The 21,641-nt window shown below is 70.5% G+C and carries 21 protein-coding genes; 11 read left to right on the forward strand and 10 right to left on the reverse strand.

The features are described from left to right. Window positions 1-221 precede the first annotated feature (221 nt). Together ACT01A_RS11990 and rpsD are read right to left on the reverse strand one after the other, a co-directional pair. Entirely contained in the window at window positions 222-848 is a 627-nt protein-coding gene (locus tag ACT01A_RS11990) for a hypothetical protein (protein WP_445152488.1), read from the reverse strand. A gap of 13 nt (window positions 849-861) precedes the next feature. Further along, on the reverse strand, window positions 862-1,491 hold the full coding sequence (gene rpsD, locus ACT01A_RS11995) for a 30S ribosomal protein S4 (protein ID WP_445152489.1): 630 nt from the start codon (window positions 1,489-1,491) through the stop codon (window positions 862-864). Between the two features lie 88 nt (window positions 1,492-1,579). On the opposite strand from rpsD, the gene ACT01A_RS12000 reads away from it, so the two are divergent. From ACT01A_RS12000 to ACT01A_RS12010, 3 genes are read left to right on the forward strand one after another with little or no spacing between them, the layout of a single operon-like run. Next, window positions 1,580-2,953: a GntT/GntP/DsdX family permease gene (locus tag ACT01A_RS12000; RefSeq protein WP_445152490.1), complete on the forward strand. Its 1,374-nt coding sequence runs from the start codon at window positions 1,580-1,582 to the stop codon at window positions 2,951-2,953. Then, window positions 2,950-4,428 carry a gluconokinase gene (locus ACT01A_RS12005; protein WP_445152491.1) on the forward strand — a complete coding sequence of 493 codons (1,479 nt, stop codon included), beginning with the start codon at window positions 2,950-2,952 and terminating at the stop codon, window positions 4,426-4,428. The genes ACT01A_RS12000 and ACT01A_RS12005 overlap by 4 nt, the downstream gene beginning before the upstream one ends. Before the next feature lie 57 nt (window positions 4,429-4,485). After that, complete coding sequence (locus tag ACT01A_RS12010; protein ID WP_445152492.1) at window positions 4,486-5,484, forward strand: transglycosylase family protein; 999 nt, start codon at window positions 4,486-4,488, stop codon at window positions 5,482-5,484. Between the two features lie 395 nt (window positions 5,485-5,879). On the opposite strand, the gene ACT01A_RS12015 is transcribed toward ACT01A_RS12010, so the two are convergent. Together ACT01A_RS12015 and ACT01A_RS12020 are read right to left on the reverse strand one after the other, a co-directional pair. Next, the gene (locus ACT01A_RS12015; protein WP_445152493.1) at window positions 5,880-8,900 is read right to left on the reverse strand and encodes a hypothetical protein; all 3,021 of its coding nucleotides are present in this window, start codon (window positions 8,898-8,900) and stop codon (window positions 5,880-5,882) included. Window positions 8,901-8,978: 78 nt separating this feature from the next. Beyond that, window positions 8,979-9,809 (reverse strand): SDR family oxidoreductase, encoded by an 831-nt coding sequence (locus tag ACT01A_RS12020; RefSeq protein ID WP_445152494.1) that lies wholly within the window; start codon window positions 9,807-9,809, stop codon window positions 8,979-8,981. 281 nt (window positions 9,810-10,090) lie between these two features. Between ACT01A_RS12020 and ACT01A_RS12025 the strand changes: the two genes are divergently transcribed. From ACT01A_RS12025 to ACT01A_RS12035, 3 genes are all read left to right on the forward strand, one after another. Further along, on the forward strand, window positions 10,091-10,645 hold the full coding sequence (locus ACT01A_RS12025) for a hypothetical protein (RefSeq protein WP_445152495.1): 555 nt from the start codon (window positions 10,091-10,093) through the stop codon (window positions 10,643-10,645). A gap of 41 nt (window positions 10,646-10,686) precedes the next feature. Continuing rightward, window positions 10,687-10,893 (forward strand): hypothetical protein, encoded by a 207-nt coding sequence (locus tag ACT01A_RS12030; protein WP_445152496.1) that lies wholly within the window; start codon window positions 10,687-10,689, stop codon window positions 10,891-10,893. Between the two features lie 102 nt (window positions 10,894-10,995). Beyond that, entirely contained in the window at window positions 10,996-11,871 is an 876-nt protein-coding gene (locus ACT01A_RS12035; protein WP_445152497.1) for an alpha/beta fold hydrolase, read from the forward strand. Here the strand turns inward: ACT01A_RS12035 and ACT01A_RS12040 are convergent. Further along, on the reverse strand, window positions 11,813-13,690 hold the full coding sequence (locus tag ACT01A_RS12040; protein ID WP_445152498.1) for a hypothetical protein: 1,878 nt from the start codon (window positions 13,688-13,690) through the stop codon (window positions 11,813-11,815). The genes ACT01A_RS12035 and ACT01A_RS12040 overlap by 59 nt on opposite strands. A 55-nt stretch (window positions 13,691-13,745) precedes the next feature. Between ACT01A_RS12040 and ACT01A_RS12045 the strand changes: the two genes are divergently transcribed. The 4 genes from ACT01A_RS12045 to ACT01A_RS12060 all read left to right on the forward strand — a co-directional run bounded on the left by ACT01A_RS12045 (window position 13,746) and on the right by ACT01A_RS12060 (window position 16,978). After that, window positions 13,746-14,345, forward strand: coding sequence for a TetR/AcrR family transcriptional regulator (locus ACT01A_RS12045; RefSeq protein ID WP_445152499.1), 600 nt, complete (start codon window positions 13,746-13,748; stop codon window positions 14,343-14,345). A 16-nt stretch (window positions 14,346-14,361) separates the two neighbouring features. After that, window positions 14,362-15,258, forward strand: coding sequence for an SDR family oxidoreductase (locus ACT01A_RS12050; RefSeq protein ID WP_445152500.1), 897 nt, complete (start codon window positions 14,362-14,364; stop codon window positions 15,256-15,258). A gap of 74 nt (window positions 15,259-15,332) precedes the next feature. Next, entirely contained in the window at window positions 15,333-16,247 is a 915-nt protein-coding gene (locus ACT01A_RS12055; RefSeq protein WP_445152501.1) for an ABC transporter ATP-binding protein, read from the forward strand. Continuing rightward, window positions 16,244-16,978 carry an ABC transporter permease gene (locus ACT01A_RS12060; protein WP_445152502.1) on the forward strand — a complete coding sequence of 245 codons (735 nt, stop codon included), beginning with the start codon at window positions 16,244-16,246 and terminating at the stop codon, window positions 16,976-16,978. The genes ACT01A_RS12055 and ACT01A_RS12060 overlap by 4 nt, the downstream gene beginning before the upstream one ends. On the opposite strand, the gene ACT01A_RS12065 is transcribed toward ACT01A_RS12060, so the two are convergent. Beyond that, window positions 16,951-17,280: a hypothetical protein gene (locus tag ACT01A_RS12065; protein ID WP_445152503.1), complete on the reverse strand. Its 330-nt coding sequence runs from the start codon at window positions 17,278-17,280 to the stop codon at window positions 16,951-16,953. The two genes, ACT01A_RS12060 and ACT01A_RS12065, sit on opposite strands and share 28 nt — an antisense overlap. A gap of 134 nt (window positions 17,281-17,414) precedes the next feature. Here ACT01A_RS12065 and ACT01A_RS12070 point away from each other — a divergent pair, with 134 nt between their 5' ends. Then, complete coding sequence (locus ACT01A_RS12070; RefSeq protein WP_445152504.1) at window positions 17,415-17,957, forward strand: TetR/AcrR family transcriptional regulator; 543 nt, start codon at window positions 17,415-17,417, stop codon at window positions 17,955-17,957. Here ACT01A_RS12070 and ACT01A_RS12075 read toward each other — a convergent pair. The 4 genes from ACT01A_RS12075 to ACT01A_RS12090 are packed head-to-tail and all read right to left on the reverse strand — an operon-like array spanning window position 17,954 to window position 21,640. After that, window positions 17,954-19,051 carry a M20/M25/M40 family metallo-hydrolase gene (locus ACT01A_RS12075; RefSeq protein WP_445152505.1) on the reverse strand — a complete coding sequence of 366 codons (1,098 nt, stop codon included), beginning with the start codon at window positions 19,049-19,051 and terminating at the stop codon, window positions 17,954-17,956. The genes ACT01A_RS12070 and ACT01A_RS12075 overlap by 4 nt on opposite strands. Before the next feature lie 9 nt (window positions 19,052-19,060). Then, window positions 19,061-19,831, reverse strand: a complete 771-nt coding sequence (locus tag ACT01A_RS12080; protein WP_445152506.1) for an amino acid ABC transporter ATP-binding protein — start codon at window positions 19,829-19,831, stop codon at window positions 19,061-19,063. Continuing rightward, the gene (locus ACT01A_RS12085; protein WP_445152822.1) at window positions 19,828-20,712 is read right to left on the reverse strand and encodes an amino acid ABC transporter permease; all 885 of its coding nucleotides are present in this window, start codon (window positions 20,710-20,712) and stop codon (window positions 19,828-19,830) included. The genes ACT01A_RS12080 and ACT01A_RS12085 overlap by 4 nt, the downstream gene beginning before the upstream one ends. A 16-nt stretch (window positions 20,713-20,728) precedes the next feature. Further along, entirely contained in the window at window positions 20,729-21,640 is a 912-nt protein-coding gene (locus tag ACT01A_RS12090) for an ABC transporter substrate-binding protein (RefSeq protein ID WP_445152507.1), read from the reverse strand. Between the last annotated feature and the right edge of the window lies 1 nt (window position 21,641).

Raw genomic sequence — 21,641 nt, forward strand, 5'->3', positions numbered from 1 at the left:
GAGTGAAGGCTGGTGGCGACGCCACCGGGGTCGGTCGTCCGCGGGCCTCGCGCCGGGCGCCAGGGGGGCGGTTCGGGGCCGAAAGAGCGAGCTGCGGAGGTCAACGGCAGCCCGGGGGCTCATCGCGCACCCAAGACGCCGCTCACTGGTGAGTCGCACTTAACCCGCGATATGCGCGGGTTAAGTGCGATCGAGTGATCCTTCGGCCCCGAATCGCCCTCTCAGTTCAGCCGCGACAACAACCGCTGGTGCACCTGGCTCTGCGCCGCGCGCGAGCCCTCGTCGACCGGCAGCGACAACAACAACGCCGAGGCACCGAGCGACCGCGTCAAATCTCCGCTCCGCTCCGAGGCGGCGGTCAGGTGGCGCAGGATCACGCCGGTGGCCTCGTGGGCGCAGCGCCAGGAGAGGTCGACGCCCAACTCGCGCGGATCCGTCAGCGACTCCGGCCGCGCCGGGTCGAGGATGACGACCGGCGGCATCTCGCGGTGGGCGATGTAGAGCTTCATGTTGTGGCCCACCAGGTCGACCGACCAGCCGGCGCGCTGGGCGACGGAGACGATCGCGACGGCGACGCCGACCGGGTGGCCGCGGCCTTCGCGCATGATGTCCGGCAGCAGGTAGCCGCCTTCACGCGCAGGACGCATCGCCCGTGCGACCAGGGCGCGCAAGGCCTCGAGCTGCACCTCGGGCTCCTGCGCCTCGTCCAGCCCGCGGGCCAGGACGCCGATCGTGCGGCGCGCGGCGGAGAGCGCGACGCCGTCGGCGCCCAGCTCGGCCGCCAGCTCCAGGGCCAACGACTCGTGCGGCGGGCACTGCTGACCGGCCAACCGCGTGAACTCGCTCATGCTCGCCGCGCCCCTAGCGCCGCGAGTAGAACTCGACGATGAGCTGCTCCTCGATCGGCGACGGGATCTCCCGCCGCTCGGGGAGGCGCAGCACCTTGCCGGTCAGGCCGTCGAAGTCGGCCTGCAGCCACGGGCCGACGCCGCTGGTCAGCTCGGTCGCCTCGCGGATCAGCGGCTCGACCGGCGTGCTGGCCTTGAAGGTGATCACGTCGTCGGGGCGCACCAGGTAGGACGCGATGTCGACGCGGCGGCCGTTGACCAGCACGTGGCCGTGGCCGACGAACTGGCGCGCCTGCGCGCGGGTCGACGCGAAGCCCAGCCGGTAGACGACGTTGTCCAGCCGCCGCTCCAGCGTGATCAGCAGCTCGTCGCCGGTGCGGCCGGTGTGGCGCTCGGCGCGCTCGACGTAGCGGCGGAACTGCTTCTCGCGAATGCCGTAGTAGCGCTTGGCCAACTGCTTGGCGCGCAGCTGCGTGCTGAAGACGGACGGCTTGTTCGGGCGGCGGTTGCCGTGCTGCCCGGGCGGCGTCGGGCCACGACGGACCAGCGCGCTCTTGCCGTTGATGGCCCGCAGGCCCTTGAGGTACAGCTCGACACCCTCGCGCCGCGAGAGCTTCTCGACCGGCCCTGTGTAGCGTCCCACTCTTCCTAACTCCCACTGTGACGGTTGGTCTTCCTTAGGGAACCCTAACAGCTTCACCTTCGTGTTGGCCGGGTAGGCGTCCGTCGCCATGTGGAACAGCCACGACACGCTCCTGGTCATCAAGCTCGTGATCGCGATCGCCGCGATCGTGGTCCTGGTCGCCCGCTACAAGCTGCACCCGTTCCTCGCGCTGACGCTCGGCGCGCTCGGCCTCGGGCTCGCCGCGCCAGAGGGTCCCGCCGACTTGTTGGAGTCCTTCAAGGGCGGCGCGGGCGACACGCTGGGCAACGTCGGCATCGTGCTCGCGCTCGGCACGATGCTCGGCAAGCTGCTCGCGGAGTCCGGCGGCGCCGACCAGATCGCCACGACCGTCATCCGCCACTCCGGCACCGACCGCCTGCCGTGGGCGATGGCCTTGATCGCGATGATCGTCGGCATCCCCTTGTTCTTCGAGATCGGGGTCGTGCTGCTGGTCCCGATCATCTTCACCGTGGTGCGCGAGCTGCGCGCCGAGGGCAAGGAGGTGAGCGGCCAGACCTACCTGCTGCTCGGCATCCCCGCGTTGTGCGGGTTGTCGGTCCTGCACGGGCTCGTCCCGCCGCACCCTGGCCCGCTGATCGCGATCGGCGCGCTGAACGCCGACCTCGGCACGACGCTGGCCTACGGCATCCTGATCGCGATCCCGACCGTGGCGATCTGCGGCCCGCTGTTTGCCCGCTACGCGTCGCGCTGGGCGACCGCCGACCCGCCGCAGAACCTGATCGACCAGGTCGCCAAGGAGTCCAAGCACGACAACCCGCCGTCGTTCGGGCTGACGTTGTTCACCATCTTGCTGCCCGTCGGCCTGATGCTCCTGCGCACCGCCGCGGACCTCGCCTTCGACGAGGGCGACAAGATCCGCGACTGGGCGGACTTCATCGGCGATCCGATCGTCGCGCTGCTGATCGCCGTGTTGGTGTCCTTGTACACGCTCGGCGTCGCTCGCGGCTTCAAGGGCGACCAGCTGCGCGACTTCCTCACCGATGGCCTCGCGCCCGCCGCCACGATCCTGCTGATCATCGGCGCGGGCGGCGCGTTCAAGCAGGTGCTGATCGACTCCGGGATCGGCGATTCGATCGCCAAGGGCGTCGAGTCGGCCGGGATCAGCGCGCTGTTGTTGGGGTGGCTGGTCGCCGTCCTGATCCGCCTGGCGACGGGCAGCGCAACCGTCGCGATCACGACCGCCGCCGGGATCATGGCGCCGATCGTGGCCCACGACGCCTCCGTCAACGGGCCATTGCTAGCGCTGGCGATCGGCTGCGGCTCGCTGTTCCTCAGCCACGTCAACGACGCCGGCTTCTGGCTCATCAACCAGTACTTCGGGATGTCGGTCAAGGACACGTTCAAGACGTGGTCGGCGATGGAGACGCTGATCTCCTGCGTCGGCATGGCCGGCGTCATGATCCTGTCTGTGATCGTGTGATCGTCGGCGTCGACATCGGGACCACCAGCGCCAAGGCGGGTGCCTTCGACGCCGACGGCCACGAGGTCGGCGCCAACGAGGTCGCCTACCCGCTGCTGGAGCCGTCTCCAGGCTGGGCGGTGCAGGAGCCGGACGTGGTGGTCGACGCGGTCGTCGCCGTCACCCGTGAGGCGATCGCGGCGGGCGACAACGACGTCGCCGGGATCGCGTTCTCCACCGCCATGCACTCGCTCGTCGGCCTCGACGCGCACGACCGGCCGGTGACCGACATCGTCACCTGGGCCGACCAGCGCGCCGCGCCGCAGGCCGAGCGCCTGCGCGCGGAGCGCCCGCACCTGCACGGCGCGACCGGCACGCCGCTGCACCCGATGGCGCCCCTGAGCAAGTTGGTGTGGTTCGCCGAGGAGGAGCCCGAGACCTTCGCGCGCGTGGCGCGATGGGTCGGGGTGAAGGAGCTCGTGATCCACCACCTGACCGGCGAGTGGCTGACCGACCACTCGACCGCGTCGGGGACCGGGCTGCTGGCGCTCGGCACGTTGGAGTACGAGACGGAGGCCTTGGAGGTCGCGGGCGTGCGTCGGGAGCAGCTCCCGGACGTCGCGCCGACCAAGCACACCATGTCGCTCAGCGCGGAAGGCACGGACGCGCTCAAGTGCGACAAGAACCTGCCGCTCGTCCTCGGCGCCGGCGACGGCCCGCTCGCCAACCTCGGCGTCGGCGCGACGAAGCCCGGCGTTGCGGCGTGCTCGATCGGGACGAGCGGCGCCTTGCGGTTGATGGTGGAGAAGCCGGTCATCGATCCCAAAGGCCGGGTGTTCTGCTACGCCTTGACCGAGGACCGCTGGGTCGTCGGCGGGGCCATCAACAACGGCGGCGTCGTCTTGCAGTGGGCGCACGACGCGCTCGCGCCCGAGCTCGGCGACGACGACGATCCCGAGACCACGTTGATGGACATCGCCGCGCAGGCGCCGCCCGGCAGCGACCGCCTCGTGATGCTCCCCTACCTGCTCAGCGAGCGCGCGCCGCACTGGTCCACCCTCCCCCGCGGCGCCTACGTCGGCCTCACCCGCGCGCACCGGCGCGAGCACCTCATCCGCGCGGCGATCGAGGGCGTCTGCCAGCAGCTCGCGCTCGTGCTCGCCTCGCTGCGCGACGCCGGCAACGACGTCACCGAGATCCGCGCCACCGGCGGCTTCGCCCGCAGCGTGCTGTGGCGCCAGATGCTCTGCGACGCGCTCAGCCAGCCCGTCGGCTTCCCCGAGGGCCATCAGGGCAGCGGCTTCGGCGCGGCGCTGCTCGGGATGGAGGCGCTCGGCGCGATCCCGTCCTTCGACCACGCCGCCGAGCTGATCGCGCTCGACGAGATCCGCCAGCCAGACCCCGACGCGGCGGCCGTCTACACGCGGATGCTGCCGGTCTTCGACGGCCTCTACGACGCGCTCGGGCCGGCCTTCAGGCAGCTGCGCGACCTCTAGGCGATCCTGCAAGATCCCCTGCAAGGAGCAGGGGTTCTCGTCGGTAGCGTGACGCCGTTGCCGCTCCGCCGTGCCCTTTTCCTCGCGCTCGCATTGCCCCTGCTGCTTGCCGTCTCCGCCGACGGCGCGAGCGAGAACGGCCTGCGCTCGAAGATCGACTCCAGCAAGAAGACCGAGCAGAAGCTGGGCGACGCCGCGGCGCGCCTGCTGAAGCTGGAGCAGGCCTCACAGCGCGAGGTGAACATCATCGAAGGTCGCCTGGCCGAGGCGCAGGCCGAGCTGAACGCCGCGCAGTCGCGGCTCGCCCGGACCCAGGCCGACCTGACCGCCGAGCGCAAGCGGCTCGCGCGCCTGAAGAAGCGCCTCGCGCAGTCCCGCGCGCAGCTCACCGAGCTGCTGCAAGCGCGCTACATGGCCGACAAGCCCGACCTCGTCACGGTCGTCCTCAACTCGCACGGCTTCGGCGACCTGCTGGAGCGCATGGAGTTCTACAAGCGCGTCGAGGACGCCGACACCGAGATCCTCGACGTGGTCAAGGACGCACGCGCCGACGCCGGCCGCGAGACGGTCAAGCTGACCAAGTTGGAGGCCAAGCGCCAGGAGGAGACGATCACGGTCCAGCGCGAGCGCAACGCGCTAGCCGGGATGGAAGCCGCCGCGCAGGCCCGCCGCAACGCGCTCGCCCAGGCCCGCGCCGCGCGCCTCGCCGCGCTCCACGCCACCCGCGCCTCGCGCCGGTCGGCCGAGAAGACCTTGAAGAAGCTGCTCGCCGACCGCGAGAAGGCCGCCACCAGCAACGTCGGCCCCGGCGGCCCCTGGGCGATCCCGTGGGCGATCGTCCAGTGCGAGTCCGGCGGCCAGAACCTGCCGCCCAACTCCGCCGGCGCCTCGGGCTACTACCAAATGATGCCCGCGACCTGGGCAGGCCTCGGCGGCTCCACGTCCGCCGCCTACAAGGCCTCGAAGGCCGAGCAGGACCGCCTGGCGGCCAAGTTGTGGAACAACGGCGCTGGCGCGTCGAACTGGGTCTGCGCGGCGCTGGTGGGGATCATCTAGCGCGGGCAGCGCGGTTGTTGGTGGCTTGGAGCGCGACCGTGGGTGGTGGCGCGGGCGCCGTGGCTGATCACCGAAGGAGTGAAGCGTCTGCGGCGACGCCACCGCCGTGGGTCGTCCGCCGGGGCCGCGCCGGGCTCGGAGGGCGCGATTCGGGGCCGAAGGATCACGGTTCGCATCTAACCCGCGATATGCGCGGGTTAGATGCGAACCGTCGCGGCTCACCAGTGAGCGGCGCCCCGGAGGCCAGCGTGAGGCCCGCGGAAGACCGAGCACGGTGGCGTCGCCGCCAGCGTTCACTCCTTCGATGCCATGCCACGGCGTCCCGCGCCACCACCAGCGGTCGCGCTCGACGCCACCGACACCCGCGCCGCCCGCGCCAGCGCCACCAAGAGCCCCTACGGCCGCCCCTGCACCACCAGCGTCGTCTTCCCCCGCTTGCCCGTCTTCACCGCCGTCGTATAAACCGACAGCTTCAACTTCACCGGCGAGGCGCCCGACAGGTCCGACATCTTCTGCTTGGCCACCCGGCGCGTCGCGTCGGTCGGGACGACGGCACCCTGTGTGAACGCCACGCGCACGCGTCTGGCGCCGATGCCGGCCGCGCGGATCACGAGCTTGCCGGACTTCGAGAACGTCCAGCGCTTGCGCGACAGCAGCTTGCCGTCGACGCGCACGTGCACGCCCTTGCGCGCCCGGTCGGGTCGCGCCTTCATGCCCTTGGGCACCTGGATCGTCACGCGGCGCAGCGGGTGCTGGTCGGACGGGTCGGGCGTCACGTCGATGCCCATCTTGGGCTTGGAGGTCGCCAGGCCGGACGCGTCGGCGCGCACCAGCGCGCCGGTGCGGCAGGCGGCCGCGTCGATCAGCGGCTGCTGCGTCACGCGCCTGCCGTTCTGGCCGAAGACCGTCGAGTCTGACGGCGCGAAGCTCGACGCGCAGAGGTCGGAGATGCTCGTGAACGGCCCCTCCGCGCCGCTGCGCTTGCCGAGGAAGTCGAGCTGGAAGCTCGTCAGCGGGACATCAGGCAGGCCGCGGAAATGCGCCTCGAGCCGGCCGGCGTTGGGGCTCAACCGCAGCTCGCCGTTGAGCTGCAACAAGATGCCCTCGCCCTTCAGGAAGACCGTCACGTAGGGCAGCTCGACGCCCTCGTCGTCGGGCGCGGGCGTGCCGATGTCTGAGATGTACACCGGGCCGCTGAGCTTGTCCTTCAACAACGGGCTGACCGCGACCGCCGAGCCGATCCGCGCCGCCGGCGGGCAGGCGAAGCGCGCGAGCTGGTCGGGCCCGCAGGACGTGCCCGACAGCGCGTTCGGGTTGGCCTGCAGCGCGGCGGAGACCAAGAGCGTCACGTCGCTCAGCGCCGCGTCGCTCGCCGGCTTCTCGATCAGCGTGCGGAACGGCGGCTGCGTGCCGGCGACCTTGTAGCTCGGGTCCTCGACCGACGTCTTGATCGACGGCCGGAAGTCCAACGACGAGCACGCGCTGGCCTGGAACGGGCCCTTGCCCGTGCCCTGCGTGCCGTCGACGCCGGTCACCGTGAAGTCGAACGTGCGCGCGTCGCAGCCCGACGGGTTCTGCAGGAAGCCCTTGCGGTCGATCGTCAGCAGCAGTCGCCGCAGGCCCAGAGGGAAGCCCTTGAAGGCGTCGGGCAGCGTCGAGGTGACGTGCACGCGGCCGTCGTAGCGACCCAAGGTGAGGTAGTTGGGCAGCACGAGCGTGCCGAGGTCGATCGGGCCGACCTTGACCGGCAGCACGACCCACAGCCGCGCGACCGACGTCGACGTCCCGGTGCCGAGGTAGAGCTTGCCCTTCAGCGTGACCGGCAGCGGGCCCGAGCCGGCCGAGGCGGTGACGTCGCCGATCTCGGTGTTCGCCGGGCAGGCGGCGGCCTGTGCCTTGGCCGTCGCGCACATCGGCACGTCGTACACCTTGCCGACCAGGCCGGCGGGCATCGTCACGTCGAGCTTCTTCGGGCGCCGTGAGCCGTCCGGGCGCTGGGCGTCGAGCGTCAGCGTGCCCGACCCCATGGCCTTGGTCGAGGACATCTTGCCCGCGACCGTCGGCTGCTCCTTGGGCGCGCAGTTGCCCTGACCGTCGTCGGAGAACGAGCGGGTCAGCGAGGTCGTCACCGACCTGCCGGTGCTGAACGGCGTCGCGACCGTCGAGGCGGTGTAGTCGCCGCAGGCCGGCGGCGTGGTCAGCGCGCCGCGCGGGCCGCCGAAGAACGTCAGCAGGAAGCGCGTGTAGGGCACCTGCGGCAGGTCGTCGAGGACCGTCGTGATCTGCCCGGTGTCGTCGTCGAGCGTGATGTTGCCGACGAGCTTGACGGTCACGCCCTGCTTCTGGGCGAAGAAGTAGATCTGGTACGGGTGGCCGGGCGAGCGGCCGAAGAAGACCTTGCCGGAGACCACGCCCAGCAGCGGGTTGTCGAAGGTGACCGTGCCGACCTGGGACTTGGCGGGGCACTTGATCGGATCGTCGCCCTGCTTGCCGAACTGCGCGGGCGAGCAGAGCTCCAGGCCGCCGTCGGCAAGGGCCGGGTTGAAGCCGATGCCCGTGGGCAGGCGGACCACCGCCTTGGAGCTGTGCGACGGCGCCCGGTCGTTGACGTTCTCGGGCAGCGTCAGGCCGATCGTTGCGCCGCTCGGCTGGTCGATCCCGTAGCTGTCCATGTCGAAGACCTGCTGGGGCGGATACGGGTCCGACTCGCAGTTGGTCGCGCGGTAGGGCGCCTTGCCGGTGACCGGCTTGCTCGAGGCGTAGGAGTCGATCGTGACGCTGACCGAGTTGGCCGCGCACGAGGTCGGGTTGACGATGAAGAACGCGCCGGAGGGCGTGCGACCGTCGAGCGTCAGCGACATCGACGTGATCGTCAGCGGGATCCCGTTCAGCGTGTTCGGGATGTTCTTGATGATGTTGACGAGGCCGTAGTCGCTGTCGTCGCGCACGTCGATGTCGACCGGCAGGACGATCTTCCCGAGCAGGCCCCCGATCGGACGGACGACGATGCCCAGGCGCGCTGGGCGGTTCGAGGGCGGGACGACGTTGTAGACCGTGCCGGCTGAGGGGACGTCGAGCGGCAGGCCGAGCGCCTGCGCCATCACCGACGTCGTGCCGACCTCGCTGGCCGCTGGACAGGCGTCGGCGTTGAGCTGCGCCTCGGTGCACTGCGGCACCGCGCGCGGGTTGCCGAGCAAGCCGGTCGGCAGGTTGACCGTGACGTCCTTGAGGTCCTTAGACGCGTTTGAGAACGCGACGCTCAGCGTGAAGTTGGAGTGGACGCCCGCGGAGTAGTCGTCCGACGTCAGGCTGACGTTGCTCAGCCCGATGGCGTGCGCGGGCCGGGCCGGGAGCGCCACGCACATCAGCGCTCCCAACACCAGCGTCGCGATCAGCGCACGCGTCGTCCTCGCCAAACCCCAGTCCCCTGCCAACACACCAAAACGTGTACCCGGCCGGACCGGCGTGAAACGCGCGCGTTTTCAAGCCGGGACCTAGTCCACGAAGAGGTCCGCCTGAAGCTCGGCGTCGTCGCCGCCGTAGGAGTAGTCGGCCAGGTCGGTGATGCCCTCCTCGGCCAGGACGTCCTCGGCCAGCGCGAGGTTGGCGGTGTACTCACGGCTGTCGCGCGTGAAGATGAAGTATGCCGCGTCGGCCATCACCGCCGGCTTGCGCGACTTGGCCATCGCCGCGTCGCCGCCGAGCAGGTTCTGGACCGCGGCGGTCGCGACCAGCGTCTTCGGCCACAGCGAGTTGAACGCGATCCCATCGCCCTTGAACTCCTCGGCCATGCCGAGCGTGCAGAGGCTCATGCCGTACTTGGCGATCGTGTAGGCGATGTGCGGGCCGAGCCAGCGCGGCTGGAGGCTGATCGGCGGCGAGAGCGTCAGCACGTGGGCGTTGGCGCTCTGCTTCAGATGCGGGACGCACGCCTTGGACACCACGTAGGTCCCCCGCGTGTTGATGTTCTGCATCAGGTCATAGCGCTTCATGTCCATGGCCTCGGTGCCGGACAGGTTGATGGCGCTGGCGTTGTTGACGCAGATGTCGATGCCGCCGAACTTCTCGACGGTTTGCGCGACGGCGTCGGCAACCGACCCCTCGTCGCGGATGTCGCCGACGATGGGCAGCGCCTGGCCGCCGGCCTTCTCGATCTCTTCGGCCGCCGTGTAAACGGTGCCTTCGAGCTTGGGGTGCGGTTCAGCGGTCTTTGCGATCAGCGCGACGTTCGCGCCGTCGCGGGCCGCCCGCACAGCGATTGCGAGTCCAATGCCTCGTGAGGCACCGGAGATGAACAGGGTCTGGCCTTCGAGCGTTCGGGACACGGCCGGGAATCCTAATGCCGGTCACCCTCCGGACGAAACGGTGCAAATCTGCACGTACTTGTACCACTTGATGTGGGCGGAACCTGAGAATGTTGCGTAAGGACGCGCCAACTTCACAGTTGCAATCCACGAATTGTCGCGCGGTTCACGTTTCTGAGCGATGATGCACGCAGCAACATTCCCTGAACCCAAGGAACGCCATGCCTTCAATCACCAGCGTTGACGACCAGCGGTACGTCAAGGCGCTCTCTCACCCGCTCCGCGTCCGGATCCTAGGGATCTTGGAAGAGCAGCCCGCCAGCCCGGTCGAGTTGAGCCAGGTACTCGACGCGACCCTCGGGACCATCTCCTACCACGTGCGTCAGCTCAATGAGCTCGGTCTTCTAGAGCTCGTCCGCGAGACGCCGCGACGTGGTGCGATCGAGCATCACTACCGAGCCAAGCCGCGCCCCAAGAGCGGCGGCGAGCAATGGGACAGCGTCTCGGTCATCGCCAAGCAGGCGGTCATCGGCGCCGAGCTGGCCCAGACCACCGAGGTCGCCACCCGCGCGGCGGGGGTCGGCGGCTTCGACTCCGATCACGCTCGCCTGGAACGGCTGCGCCTAACGCTGGACGCCAAGGGCGTCGAGCAGCTCTCCAAGGCCGTCGGCAAGCTCGTCGACGACGCCAAGAAGATCCAGGAAGCAGCCACCAAGCGCCTAGGTAATTCGAACGGTGGAGGCAGCGATACCGCGCTTGTCGCCCTGCTGTTTGACGCCGTCGGAGCGCCCGACCCGAGCGCCGGCCGGCCGGAGCCGACGCAGAAGCCACGCAAGCCCCGGAAACGCGCCTCCTGAGAGTCCGGTCACAGCTTTGCCGCACGTGCGTCCTAAGGGACATGGCCCCACGACGCAAGGACCGCTGCGGCGCTCGCTTCCGGCGCCAGATCCCTGACGACGAGCCCCACGTCCCTGAGACGCAGGAGCTCGGTCTGACCGGGCTCGGCGAGGCCTTCATCGAGGCGCTCAAGCACGACGAGCGCTTCAGCGAAGTCATCGCCGACCCCTTTGGGGACACGCAGGAGGACCCGGCAACCACGGCCTGAAGCTCGACGACCCCACCCCGCGGCTCGCTCCTTCCGCTTGGCGCGCCGCGGGGTCGAGTGGACGCGCGTGGGCTCCATTGAACGCGCGTGTACGATCACTCGATGCCCGAGATCTCTCCCGCGCTCTACCGTGCCGGCGAGGGCGAGCCGCTCGTCCTCATCCACGGCTTCACGGCGACCTGGCGGTGCTGGCTGCCGGTGCTCGGTGAACTGGTGCCGCGCTTTGAGGTGATCGCCCCGACGCTGCACGGTCACGACGGCGGCTCGCCGCTGCCCAAGAGCGAGCACCCGCATTCGATCTCGGTCGCGGCGGATTACCTCGAGGAGCATCTCGACAACCTCGGCGTCGACACCGCGCATCTGGCCGGCAACTCGCTGGGCGGCGCGCTGGCGTTGGAGCTGGCCAAGCGCGGCCGCGCGCGCAGCGTCGTGGGGATCTCGCCGGCCGGCGGCATCCGCCCCGACGACGCCGCCGCAGCGGCCAAGGTCATCAAGGTCTTCTCGCGCATGCAGACCACGACCACCAAGTCCTCGAAGATCCTGCCAAAGGTCATGGCCCGGCCGGGCCTGCGCCGCCTCGCCCTGCGTGACGTGATGACGCGCGGCCACCAGGTTCCCGCCGCCGAGGCGATCGGCCTGGCGCGCTCGTCGGTGCGCTGCGAGATCGTCGAGGACGTCTACGAGGTCATCCGCAGCGGCAACTCGCACCTGACCGACCTGGACAAGATCGACGTCCCGACGCTGATCACCTGGGGCTCGAAGGACCGCATCCTGCCGATCGACAGCTTCTCGCCGCGCCTTCGCGCGGAGATCCCCGGCGTCGAGTTCCGCATCCATCCCGGCGTCGGCCACACGCCGATGTGGGACGACCCGGGCCTCATCGCCACCACCATCGGCGACTGGGCCTCAGCCCACGCCTCTACGCCGCAGGCGCCGGCGTCCGCGGCCGGCGACCCGGCCGCCGCTGCGGCGGTGTAGCGGAGTCGGCCTGCTGACCGCTCCGGGCCCCTGAGCGGGGTCCGGACGACGGGTCCGCGACGCGGGCCAGCCCGGTGGAGATGCCCAGGACGAAAAGGGCGCAGAAGGCGAGCATGAGGAGCGCGGAGGGCGTCCAGAGCCAGCCGGGGACGTAGTCGCGGCGCTCGGTCTGCATGACCTTGCCGTCGGCGATGAGCGGCGCGGAGAAGTGGTCGGGTCGGGTGACGCCGGGCGTCGGGATCGAGGGCTCGCGCGGCAAGTGGAGCGGGAGCGAGATGAGCGCGCGGCCGGACTGGATGCGCAGGTTGGTCTTGAAGTCGCCGTAGAGCGGGATCGCGCCGTCGGTGCGGTAGACGCCCGGCGCGATCTCGTCGAGATGGCGAACGACGCGCTTGCCGCCCTGCCAGGCCAGCACGGTGCGCATCTCAGCGTCGCGGACGAGCTTGCCGCCGTCGGAGAACTTCGCGGTGACGACCGCGGAGCGTTCCGCGCCGCTGCTCGACGCCGGCGTCAGCGTGACGTCGGCGACCAAGTTCGATGGGTTGCTCACCCACAGCGCGTTGGCGCCGAGGACGACGAGCGTCGCCCCCGCGGCCAGACCGACGCGGCGGCGAACCGGCTTGGCCGGGAGCTCCTGCCTGAGCCCAGCGCCGAGCAGCACGCCGAGGCCACCGCCGGCGACTCCGGCGAGGATCGCGGTCGGCAGGCCCTCGGCCAGCAGCGACGGCGTCCACGGCACGGGCGCCCAGACGTGGGTCCAGGCGTACTGCGCGGCGAAGCCGACGGTGCCGCAGAGCAGGCCGGCGACGGCGCCGAACCGCAACGCGCCGCGCTCCGGCCTGACCGCGAGCGCCGCCAGCTCGACCACGATCGCCTCGACGACGAACAGCGGCATCGCCGGCACCGAGCGGCCGAACGACCACACGGCCAGCTCCATCGCGCCGCGCAGCACCAGGTACACCGCCACGACGCGCAGCGCGCCGCCGCGGCCGAGCACGATCCGCCCGCAGGTCAACGCGATGCCGCCCGCCAGCGCCAGCAGCAGCGGATGCCAGACGACGCGGAACTGCGGGACGCCCCAGTCGAACTCCGTCGCCCAGAACGCGATCGCGAACAGCAGCGCCGCGGGCAGCAGCGTGCGCACGACGGTCTCGGCGGTCGGCACCACGGACGACCCGCGCGCCCGTCGCGACTCCAGCGCCAGCACCGCGAGCACGGGCACCGAGAGGATCGCGCCGTTGATCATCACCAAGTGGGTCGGGCCCCAGAGCGTCACGTCCTGGCCGAACATGCGGTGCCAAAAGTCGTCCAGCGGGAAGCCGGTCAGCGCGAACGCGCCGCAGGTGATCAGCAGCGCGCCGCCGACCGGCAGCGACAGGCCCCCGGCCCACGACGGCAATGTGATCGCCACCGGCGAGCGCCGCTCCGCGGGCGCCGACTCGTGCAGCGCGCACGACATCAGCCCCGCCGCGAACAGCCCGTACAACGCCACCAGGATGAAGTAGTGCGAGGGGTTGGCCAACGGGCCGGGGTCGCGGCCGGTGTCGATGTGCAGCGAGATGTCCCAGAAGACCCCGAAGCCGCCGCACACCAGCGCCAGCGTCCCCACCAGGAACGGCAGCCCCGCCCACGGCTCCATCGCCAGCAGCCGGCCCGCGGCGTCGCCCGCCCGTCCGAGCGCCGAGGAACTCCCTGAGCGGTGGCGCATGATTAGCACCAGCAGGACGGCGGTGGTGAGACCGGCGAACACCGAGGCGATCGCGATCTGCTCCAGCGGAGCGCCCGCGGCGGGCGAGTCGGAAGCGGCTGCGAGGATCATCGTCGGCGCAATGTACACGACTGTACGTACAACCGTGTACATACACTGTCCGCACATGGCCGAACGGATGAACGCGCAGGAGCGCCGCGACCAGCTGCTGGACGTGCTCTCAGAGATCGTGCTGGCCGAGGGCTACGGCGCGGTATCGATCGACCGCGTCTCCCGCGACGCCCAGATCGCCCGCACGGTGATCTACTCGCACTTCGGCAACCTCGACGGCCTGCTGCACGCGCTGATCGAGCGCACCGAGCAGCGCGCGGTCGCCCAGCTGCGGGCGATCATCCCCGACATCGACTTCGAGGAGGACCCCGACACGGTCCTGGTCGAGGCGCTGCGCACGTTCCTGACGATGGTGCGCGACGAGCCGGCGACCTGGCGGCTGGCGCTCTTCCCCGTCGAGGGCTCGCCGCCCGAGCTGCGCGAGACGATCACCCGCGTGCGCGGCGCGCTGCTCGGCCTCCTGCAGCCGGTCGCCGTTCAGGGGCTCGAGCGCCGCGGCGGCCCGCAGGACCTGGACGCCGAGCTGTTCGCGCGGATGCTGATCGCCGTCGGCGAGGAGGCCGCCAAGCTCGTGTTGAGCGACCCGGACAACTACTCCCCCGATCGCCTGGCGACGTTCACCGAGACCATCATGGCGTCGGTCGCGCGCGGTTGACGGTACGGTGGCGTTCATGAGCAAGCTCAAGGGCAAGGTCGTGCTGATCACGGGCGGCGCACGCGGCGTCGGCGCCGAGACCGCTCGACGGCTGGTCGCCAAGGGCGCCAAGGTCGTGCTCGTCGACCTCGATCGCGAGCCGCTGGCCGCGCTGGAGGCCGAGCTCGGCGCCGGCAACGCCACCTCGATCGTCGGCAACGTCACCTCCTTGGAGGACATGGAGGCCGCGGTCGCCCACGGCGTGCAGACGTTCGGCAAGCTCGACGTCGCGATGGCCAACGCCGGCATCGCCTCCTACGGCTCCGTGCTGGCCGTCGACCCGGCGACGTTCCGCCAGGTCGTCGACGTCAACCTCAACGGCGTCTTCCACACCGCCCGCGCCGCGCTGCCCGCGCTGATCGAGACCAAGGGCTACATGTTGGTCGTCTCGTCGCTGGCCGCCTACGCCGCGTCGCCCGGCCTGGTCGCTTACCACGCCTCCAAGGCCGGCGCCGAGCACTTCGCCAACGCGCTGCGCCCCGAGGTCGGCTACCTCGGCGTCAAGGTCGGCTCCGCGCACATGTCGTGGATCGACACGCCGCTGGTCCAGGACGCCAAGAGCGACCTCAGCGCGTTCCGCACCATGTTGGACCGACTGCCCGGCCCGCTCGGCAACACGACCTCGGTCGAGGCCTGCGCCGACGCGTTCGTCAAGGGCATCGAGAAGCGCAAGACGCGCATCAGCGTCCCCGGCTGGGTCAACGGCATCCGCTGGCTGAAGCCGTTGCTGACCACGCCGGTCGGCGAGCGCGAGACCGCGCGCCACGCGCACGAGATCGTGCCGCTGATGGACCAGGAGGTCCTGGCGCTCGGCCGCTCGATGAGCGCCCGCACCGCGGCGCTCGAGGACGACAAGCAGCCCGTCACCCAGTAGGCGTGACGTCTGTCATCCGGCACTAGCCGGGTGACCGCATGGCCGCGCCGAACGCCGTGCGGCAAGGTGGTGGCATGGAGTCCAGCACCACCACGACGAGCGGGATCCACCTCGCCGGCCTGGTCAAGACGTTTCGCACGCCGCACGGCCCGGTCGAGGCCGTGCGGGGCGTGGACATCGCGATCGAGCCGGGCGAGACCGTGGCCCTCCTCGGCCCCAACGGGGCGGGCAAGTCCACCACGATCGACATGCTGCTCGGGCTCGCGGAGCCCGACACGGGCACGGTCTCGCTGTTCGGCGGCGCGCCGCAGGACGCGATCGCCGCGGGCCGTGTCGGCGCGATGTTGCAGACCGGCGCGCTGTTGCGCGACCTCACGGTCCGCGAGCTGATCGCGATGATGGCCTCGCTCTACCCCGCACCGCTCGGCGTCGAGGAGGTCCTTGACCTGACGGGCCTGGCGAAGACCGCCGAGCAGCGCACCGAGAAGCTCAGCGGCGGGCAGGCCCAGCGCGTGCGCTTCGCCTGCGCGCTGGTCGCCAACCCGGACCTGCTGGTGCTGGACGAGCCGACGGTCGCGATGGACGTCGAGGGCCGCCACGCGTTCTGGGCGACGATGCGCGAGTTCGCCCAGCGCGGGACCACGATCGTCTTCGCAACGCACTACCTCGAAGAGGCCGACGACTTCGCCGACCGCGCCGTGCTGATGGCCCACGGGCAGGTCGTCGCCGACGGGCCGACGACCGAGATCAAGGCGCGCGTCGGCTCGCGCACGATCCGCGCGACGCTGCCCGAGGCCGGGAGCGATGACGCCCTGCGCTCGTTGCCCGGCGTCACCGCCATCGACCGCCGCGGCGCCGCGGTCACCCTGCGCTGCAACGACTCCGACGCGGCGATCCGCGCCCTCCTGTCCCATTTCCCGACCGCGCGCGACATCGAGATCAGCGGCGCGGGCCTCGAAGAGGCGTTCCTGGAGCTGACCGCCGCATGAGCGACCTGGCCTACACCCGTTACGAGCTGCTGCGGGCCTTCCGCAACAAGCGGTTCTTCTTCTTCTCGCTGGGCTTCCCGCTGATCCTGTACTTCCTGACCGCGGGCCCCAACCAGGGCGAGGACAACCTGCAGGGCACGGGGTTGAGCGCGCCGCTGTACTTCATGGTCTCGATGGCCTCGTGGGGCACGATGACCGCGATGCTGTCGACCGGCGCCCGCATCGCTGGCGAGCGCCAGGTCGGCTGGAACCGCCAGCTGCGGATCAGCCCGCTGAGCGCGTTCGCCTACCTGCGCGCGAAGGTCGCGATCGCCTACCTGATGGCCTTGCTGACGCTGACCGTCATGTACGTGTCGGGCACGATCCTCGGCGTGTCGCTGCCGGCCGAGGACTGGATCGAGATGACCGGCCTGATCCTGATCGCGCTGATCCCATTTGCCGCGGCCGGGATCTTCGTCGGCCACAAGGTCACGACCGAGTCGGTCGGCCCAGCGATCGGCGGCGGCACCGCGGTGCTCGCGCTCGTGAGCGGCACGTGGTTCCCGGTGACGTCCGGCTTCCTGCACGACTTCGGCCAGGCGCTGCCGTCCTACTGGCTGGTGCAGGCCGGCCGCGTCCCGCTCGGCGGCGAGGCGTGGAGCGCCACCGGCTGGCTGGTCGTCGCCGGGTGGAGCGTGGTGATGATCGCCCTGGCGGCGCGGGCCTACCGGGGCGACACCGGCCGCGCGTAGGCGCGGTCCGGCGCGCCCAGCCGCGGGAGCGCGAGCGCACGGGCCTCCGTGGGCGGGTCGACCGGCCGCAGGTACGGCTCGCCGTCAGCGCGGGCTTCAACGACGAGGTCCACGCGCTCGCCGTCGACCACCACATAGAACGCGTAGCGCCCGTCCCGGGCGTTGGTGATCGCGTCGGCGAGCTCGAGCGTCCAGCAGCCGCGATCGAACGGCCGGTACCCTTCCATGCCGGTCAGGTCTTCGCAATACACAGTGCAATCCATCGTTTCGATGAACTCCATCGATACGTCCACTGCCGTCATCGAACTCCCCTCCTGGGCCGTTCTGGCGCGATCCTGCCAGCGATGAACACCCGTTGTCAAGGGACGCGAACGTTTCTGGTCCTCGGGCCAGGCGACTTCGTAAGGGTTGGCAGAAGGTGAGATGATCGTCCGCAGTGACACCCACCATTCCGTCCACCCGGCGCCGTCAGATCATCGAAGCTGCCCGCCGTCTGCTCGAGGAGCAGGGCCCCGAGGCGCTGTCGATGCGCAACGTGGCGGCTGAGATCGGCATCCGTGCACCGTCGCTCTACGAGCACGTGACCGACAAGCGTGCGCTCGAGAGCGCGATCATCGCCGACGCCCTGACGGAGCAGGGCGAGGCGCAGCTGGCGTTCCTGGAGAACTACCACGGCGACGACCCGCTGACCGGCATCGCGAAGAACTACCGGGAGTGGGCGCTCGACCATCCGCACCTGTACCGGCTCGTGTTCTCGCGGGACCTGGACCGCGACGAGCCCGCGGTGGTGACGGCCGAGCAGCTGGCGGCCCAGCCGATGCGGCGGATCACCAGAGGCGACATCTCCGCCAGCCGGGCGATCTGGGCGTTCGCGCACGGCATGGTCTCGCTAGAGCTCGCCGACCGCTTCCCGCCGGACACCGACATCGACGAGCTCTGGCTGCGCGGGATCGCGGCGCTGAAGGCGATGCTGAACTAGAAGGCGGCAGCCGAGACCTCGTCGGCGAGCGCGATCAGCGCCCGTAGGCCGTCCGCGATCGGCGGCAGGTCGAGGTACTCGTCGAGGCGGTGCACGTTCCCGCCGGTGGAGATGCCGACGGTGAGTGCCGGAATGCCGGCGCCGTGCGCGGCGTTGGCGTCGGTCGACGAGGCGACCTCGTCGGCCGCTGGCAAGTTGGCGCGCTCGCGTGCGCGGCGGGCGCAGTGCAGGAGCGGGTGACCGGCGGGCAAGGCGCCGCCGGGGCGGTGGCCGACCTGCTCGACGTCGACCGACAGGCCGTCGTCGGCGGCGGCGAAGGCGGCGCGGACGTCGCGCGCGATCGCCTGTAGCGCGGCCTCGTCGCCGCAGCGCAGGTCGAGCACGGCGCTCGCCTGCGCGGCGATCGCGTTAACGGTCGTCCCGCCCGCGATCGTCCCGACGTTGAACGCGACATCGTCGCGATCGGCCGGGACGACGGCCAGCGCCGCGTCGAGCATCCGGACCAGCGCATGGACCGCGCTCGGCGTGCCGCGGTCGCCCCACGAGTGGCCGCCTGGCCCGCGCACGGTGACGCGATAGCGCAGCGAGCCGACCGCGCCGACGACCAGCGACTCCGCCATCGTGCCTTCGACCGCGACGAACGCGGCGAGCTCGTGGTCGGCGATCAGCGCCTTGGCGCCGCGCAGGTCGCCAAGCCCCTCCTCCCCCACCGTCGCCACCAGCCAGATCGGCCGCGCCGGAGGGTGCCCGGCAAGGTGGCGGGCGAGGTGGAGCAACGCCGCGACGCCGAGCGAGTTGTCGCCGATCCCGGGCGCGGCGAGCCGATCGCCATCGCGCACGAACGCGATCGGCGTCCCTGCCGCGAAGACCGTGTCGAGGTGGGCGGCGAAGACGACCGGTGGGCGGGCGCCGGGCGAAGCGGCATCGTCCTCGCCGAAGCGCGCGATCACGTTGCCAACCGCGTCGGTCTCCACTGCCGGCGCGCCCGCTTCGGCGAGGAGCCGCGCGACCAGCTCGCCGCGCGGCCCTTCAGCGCCCGTTGGCGCCTCCATCGCGCAGATCCGCTGCGCGTCCTCGATCGTCTCCCGGGCCAAGTCCTCGATTCAGAGGACCTTATCCAGGAAGGCCTTCGTCCTCGCGTGCTGCGGTGACCCGAGCACGTCGACCGGCTTGCCCGCCTCGACGATCACGCCGCCGTCCATGAACACCACGGTGTCGCCGACCTCGCGGGCGAAGCCCATCTCGTGCGTGACGACGACCATCGTCATGCCGGACTGCGCCAGCTCGCGCATGACCGCCAGGACGTCGCCGACCAGCTCGGGGTCCAGCGCGGACGTCGGCTCGTCGAACAACATCAACTTGGGCTCCATCGCCAGCGCGCGGGCGATCGCCACGCGCTGCTGCTGGCCGCCCGAGAGCTGCGACGGGTAGTTGTCCATCTTGTCGCCGAGCCCGACGCGCTCCAGCAGCTCGCGCGCCCGCTCGACCGCCGCGGACTTCGCGACGCCCTTCACCCGGATCGGGGCCTCGATCACGTTCTGGATCGCGGTCATGTGCCCGAACAGGTTGAAGTGCTGGAACACCATCCCGATCTCGGCCCGCTTGCGCGCGACCTCGGACTCCCGCAGCTCGTGGATCTTGCCGCCATGCTCGCGGTAGCCGACCAGCTCGCCGTCGACCCACAGCCGCCCGGCCTGGATCTTCTCCAGGTGGTTGACGCAGCGCAGGAACGTCGACTTGCCCGAGCCCGACGGCCCGATCAGGCACGTCACCTCGCCGGGCGCCACGGTCAGGTCGACGCCCTTGAGGACTTCGAGCTTCCCATAGGACTTGTGAACCTGCTCGGCCCGCACCATCGGCTGCTGTGCGCTCATGCCATCGTCCCTTCAGGCGACCGCCGGAAGCCGCGCCCGAAGCGCCGCTCGAGGAAGTACTGGCCGATCGACAGGATCGTCGTCCCGACCAGGTACCAGATCGAGATCACGATCAGCAGCGGGATCGTCTTGTAGTTCTGCGCGTAGATGAGCTGCGCCGCGTAGGTCAGCTCGGTCACCGCGATCACTGACGCCAGCGACGTCGTCTTCAACATCGAGATGGTCTCGTTGCCGGTCGGCGGCACGATCACGCGCATCGCCTGCGGCAGCACGATCCGCCGCATCGTCTGCGTGCGCGTCATGCCCAGCGCTTGGGCGGCCTCCGACTGGCCCTCGTCGACCGAGACGATGCCCGCGCGGACGATCTCGGCCATGTAGGCGGCCTCGTTGAGGCCCAGCGCGAGGATCGCCGCCGTGAACGGCTTGATCAGCTCATTGGCGTCGAGGTGCACGCCCGGCAGCCCGAAGCTGATCTCCGGGTAGACCGCGGCGATGAAGTTCCAAACCAACAACTGCACCAGCACCGGCGTGCCGCGGAAGAGCCAGATGTAGGTGCTGCTGAACCCGCTGACCAACGGGTTCGGCGAGAGGCGCATCACGGCCATCAGGATGCCGCCGAGGACGCCGATCGCCATCGCGATGACGGTCAGCTCCAGCGTGGTGACGATCCCGCGCCAGATGCGCGCGTCGAAGAGGTAGTCGCCGACGACGTCCCACTCAAAGCGCGGGTTGGTCGCCACCGACCGGGCCATCAGGACGGCGATGACCAGGACCACCGCGGCCGCCACCCAGCGACCCGGGTGGCGCACCGGCACGGCCTCGATGGCGCCGTGGACGCCACCGGCCGGGCCCTCTTCGGGCCCGGCCGGCTGTTGCGTCATTGACATCAGGCGAGAACTAGCTCTCGGCCCCGTTGATCACGGGGTCGGTGATCGCGCCGTCCTCGATGCCCCACTTGCCGAGGATCTCCTTGTACGAGCCGTCGGAGATCATCTGCTTGACGGCCGCCAGGACCGGCTCGGCGAGCCCGCTGTCCTTCGGGATCGCGATGCCGTACGGCGCGGTGCCGTAGGGCGTGCCGACCAGCTTGAACTGGCCGTTGGCCTGCTTGACCTGGTAGGCCGCGACCGGCGAGTCGGCCATGCCGATCTGCGCGCGGCCCGACGAGATCGCCAGGTTGGCGCCGTTCTGGTCGGGGAACGTGGAGACCTTCACGGCTTCCTTGCCGGCCTCGGTGCACTTCTTGGACTGCGCCGTCGAGTCGTCGGCCTGGGTGGTGCCCTTCTCGACCGCGACGGTCTTACCGCAGAGGTCGTCGAGGCCGGTGACGTCGGCCCCGCCGGACGCCTTGGTGTAGAACGACGTGCCCGCGCTGAAGTAGGTCACGAAGTCCACGGTGGCCTCGCGCTCCTTGGTGTCCGTGAACGAGGACATGCCCAAGTCGTACTTCTTGGCGGCCAGGCCGGGGATGATCGAGTCAAAGCCCGCGTTCTTGACCTCGACGGTCAGCCCGAGGGTCTTGCCGATGGCGTTGGCGAGATCGACGTCGGCGCCCTCCACCGTCTTGCCGTCGTCGCCGATGAACTCGTTCGGCGCGTAGCTCGCGTCAGCCGCGACGACGAGCTTGCCCTTGGACTTGATGTCGGCCGGGACGTCGATGGTGGGCGCCGCGGCGGCCGTGGTGGCCGCCGCGGTCGTGGTGGACGAGGAGGACGAGTCGTCGTCATCCGAACCGCAGGCGGACAGGCCGCCGACGGCGAGCGCGGAGGTCGCCAAGAGGGCGACGAGCCGCTGGTGCTTGATCTGCATT

The organism is Baekduia sp. Peel2402 (assembly GCF_052567285.1).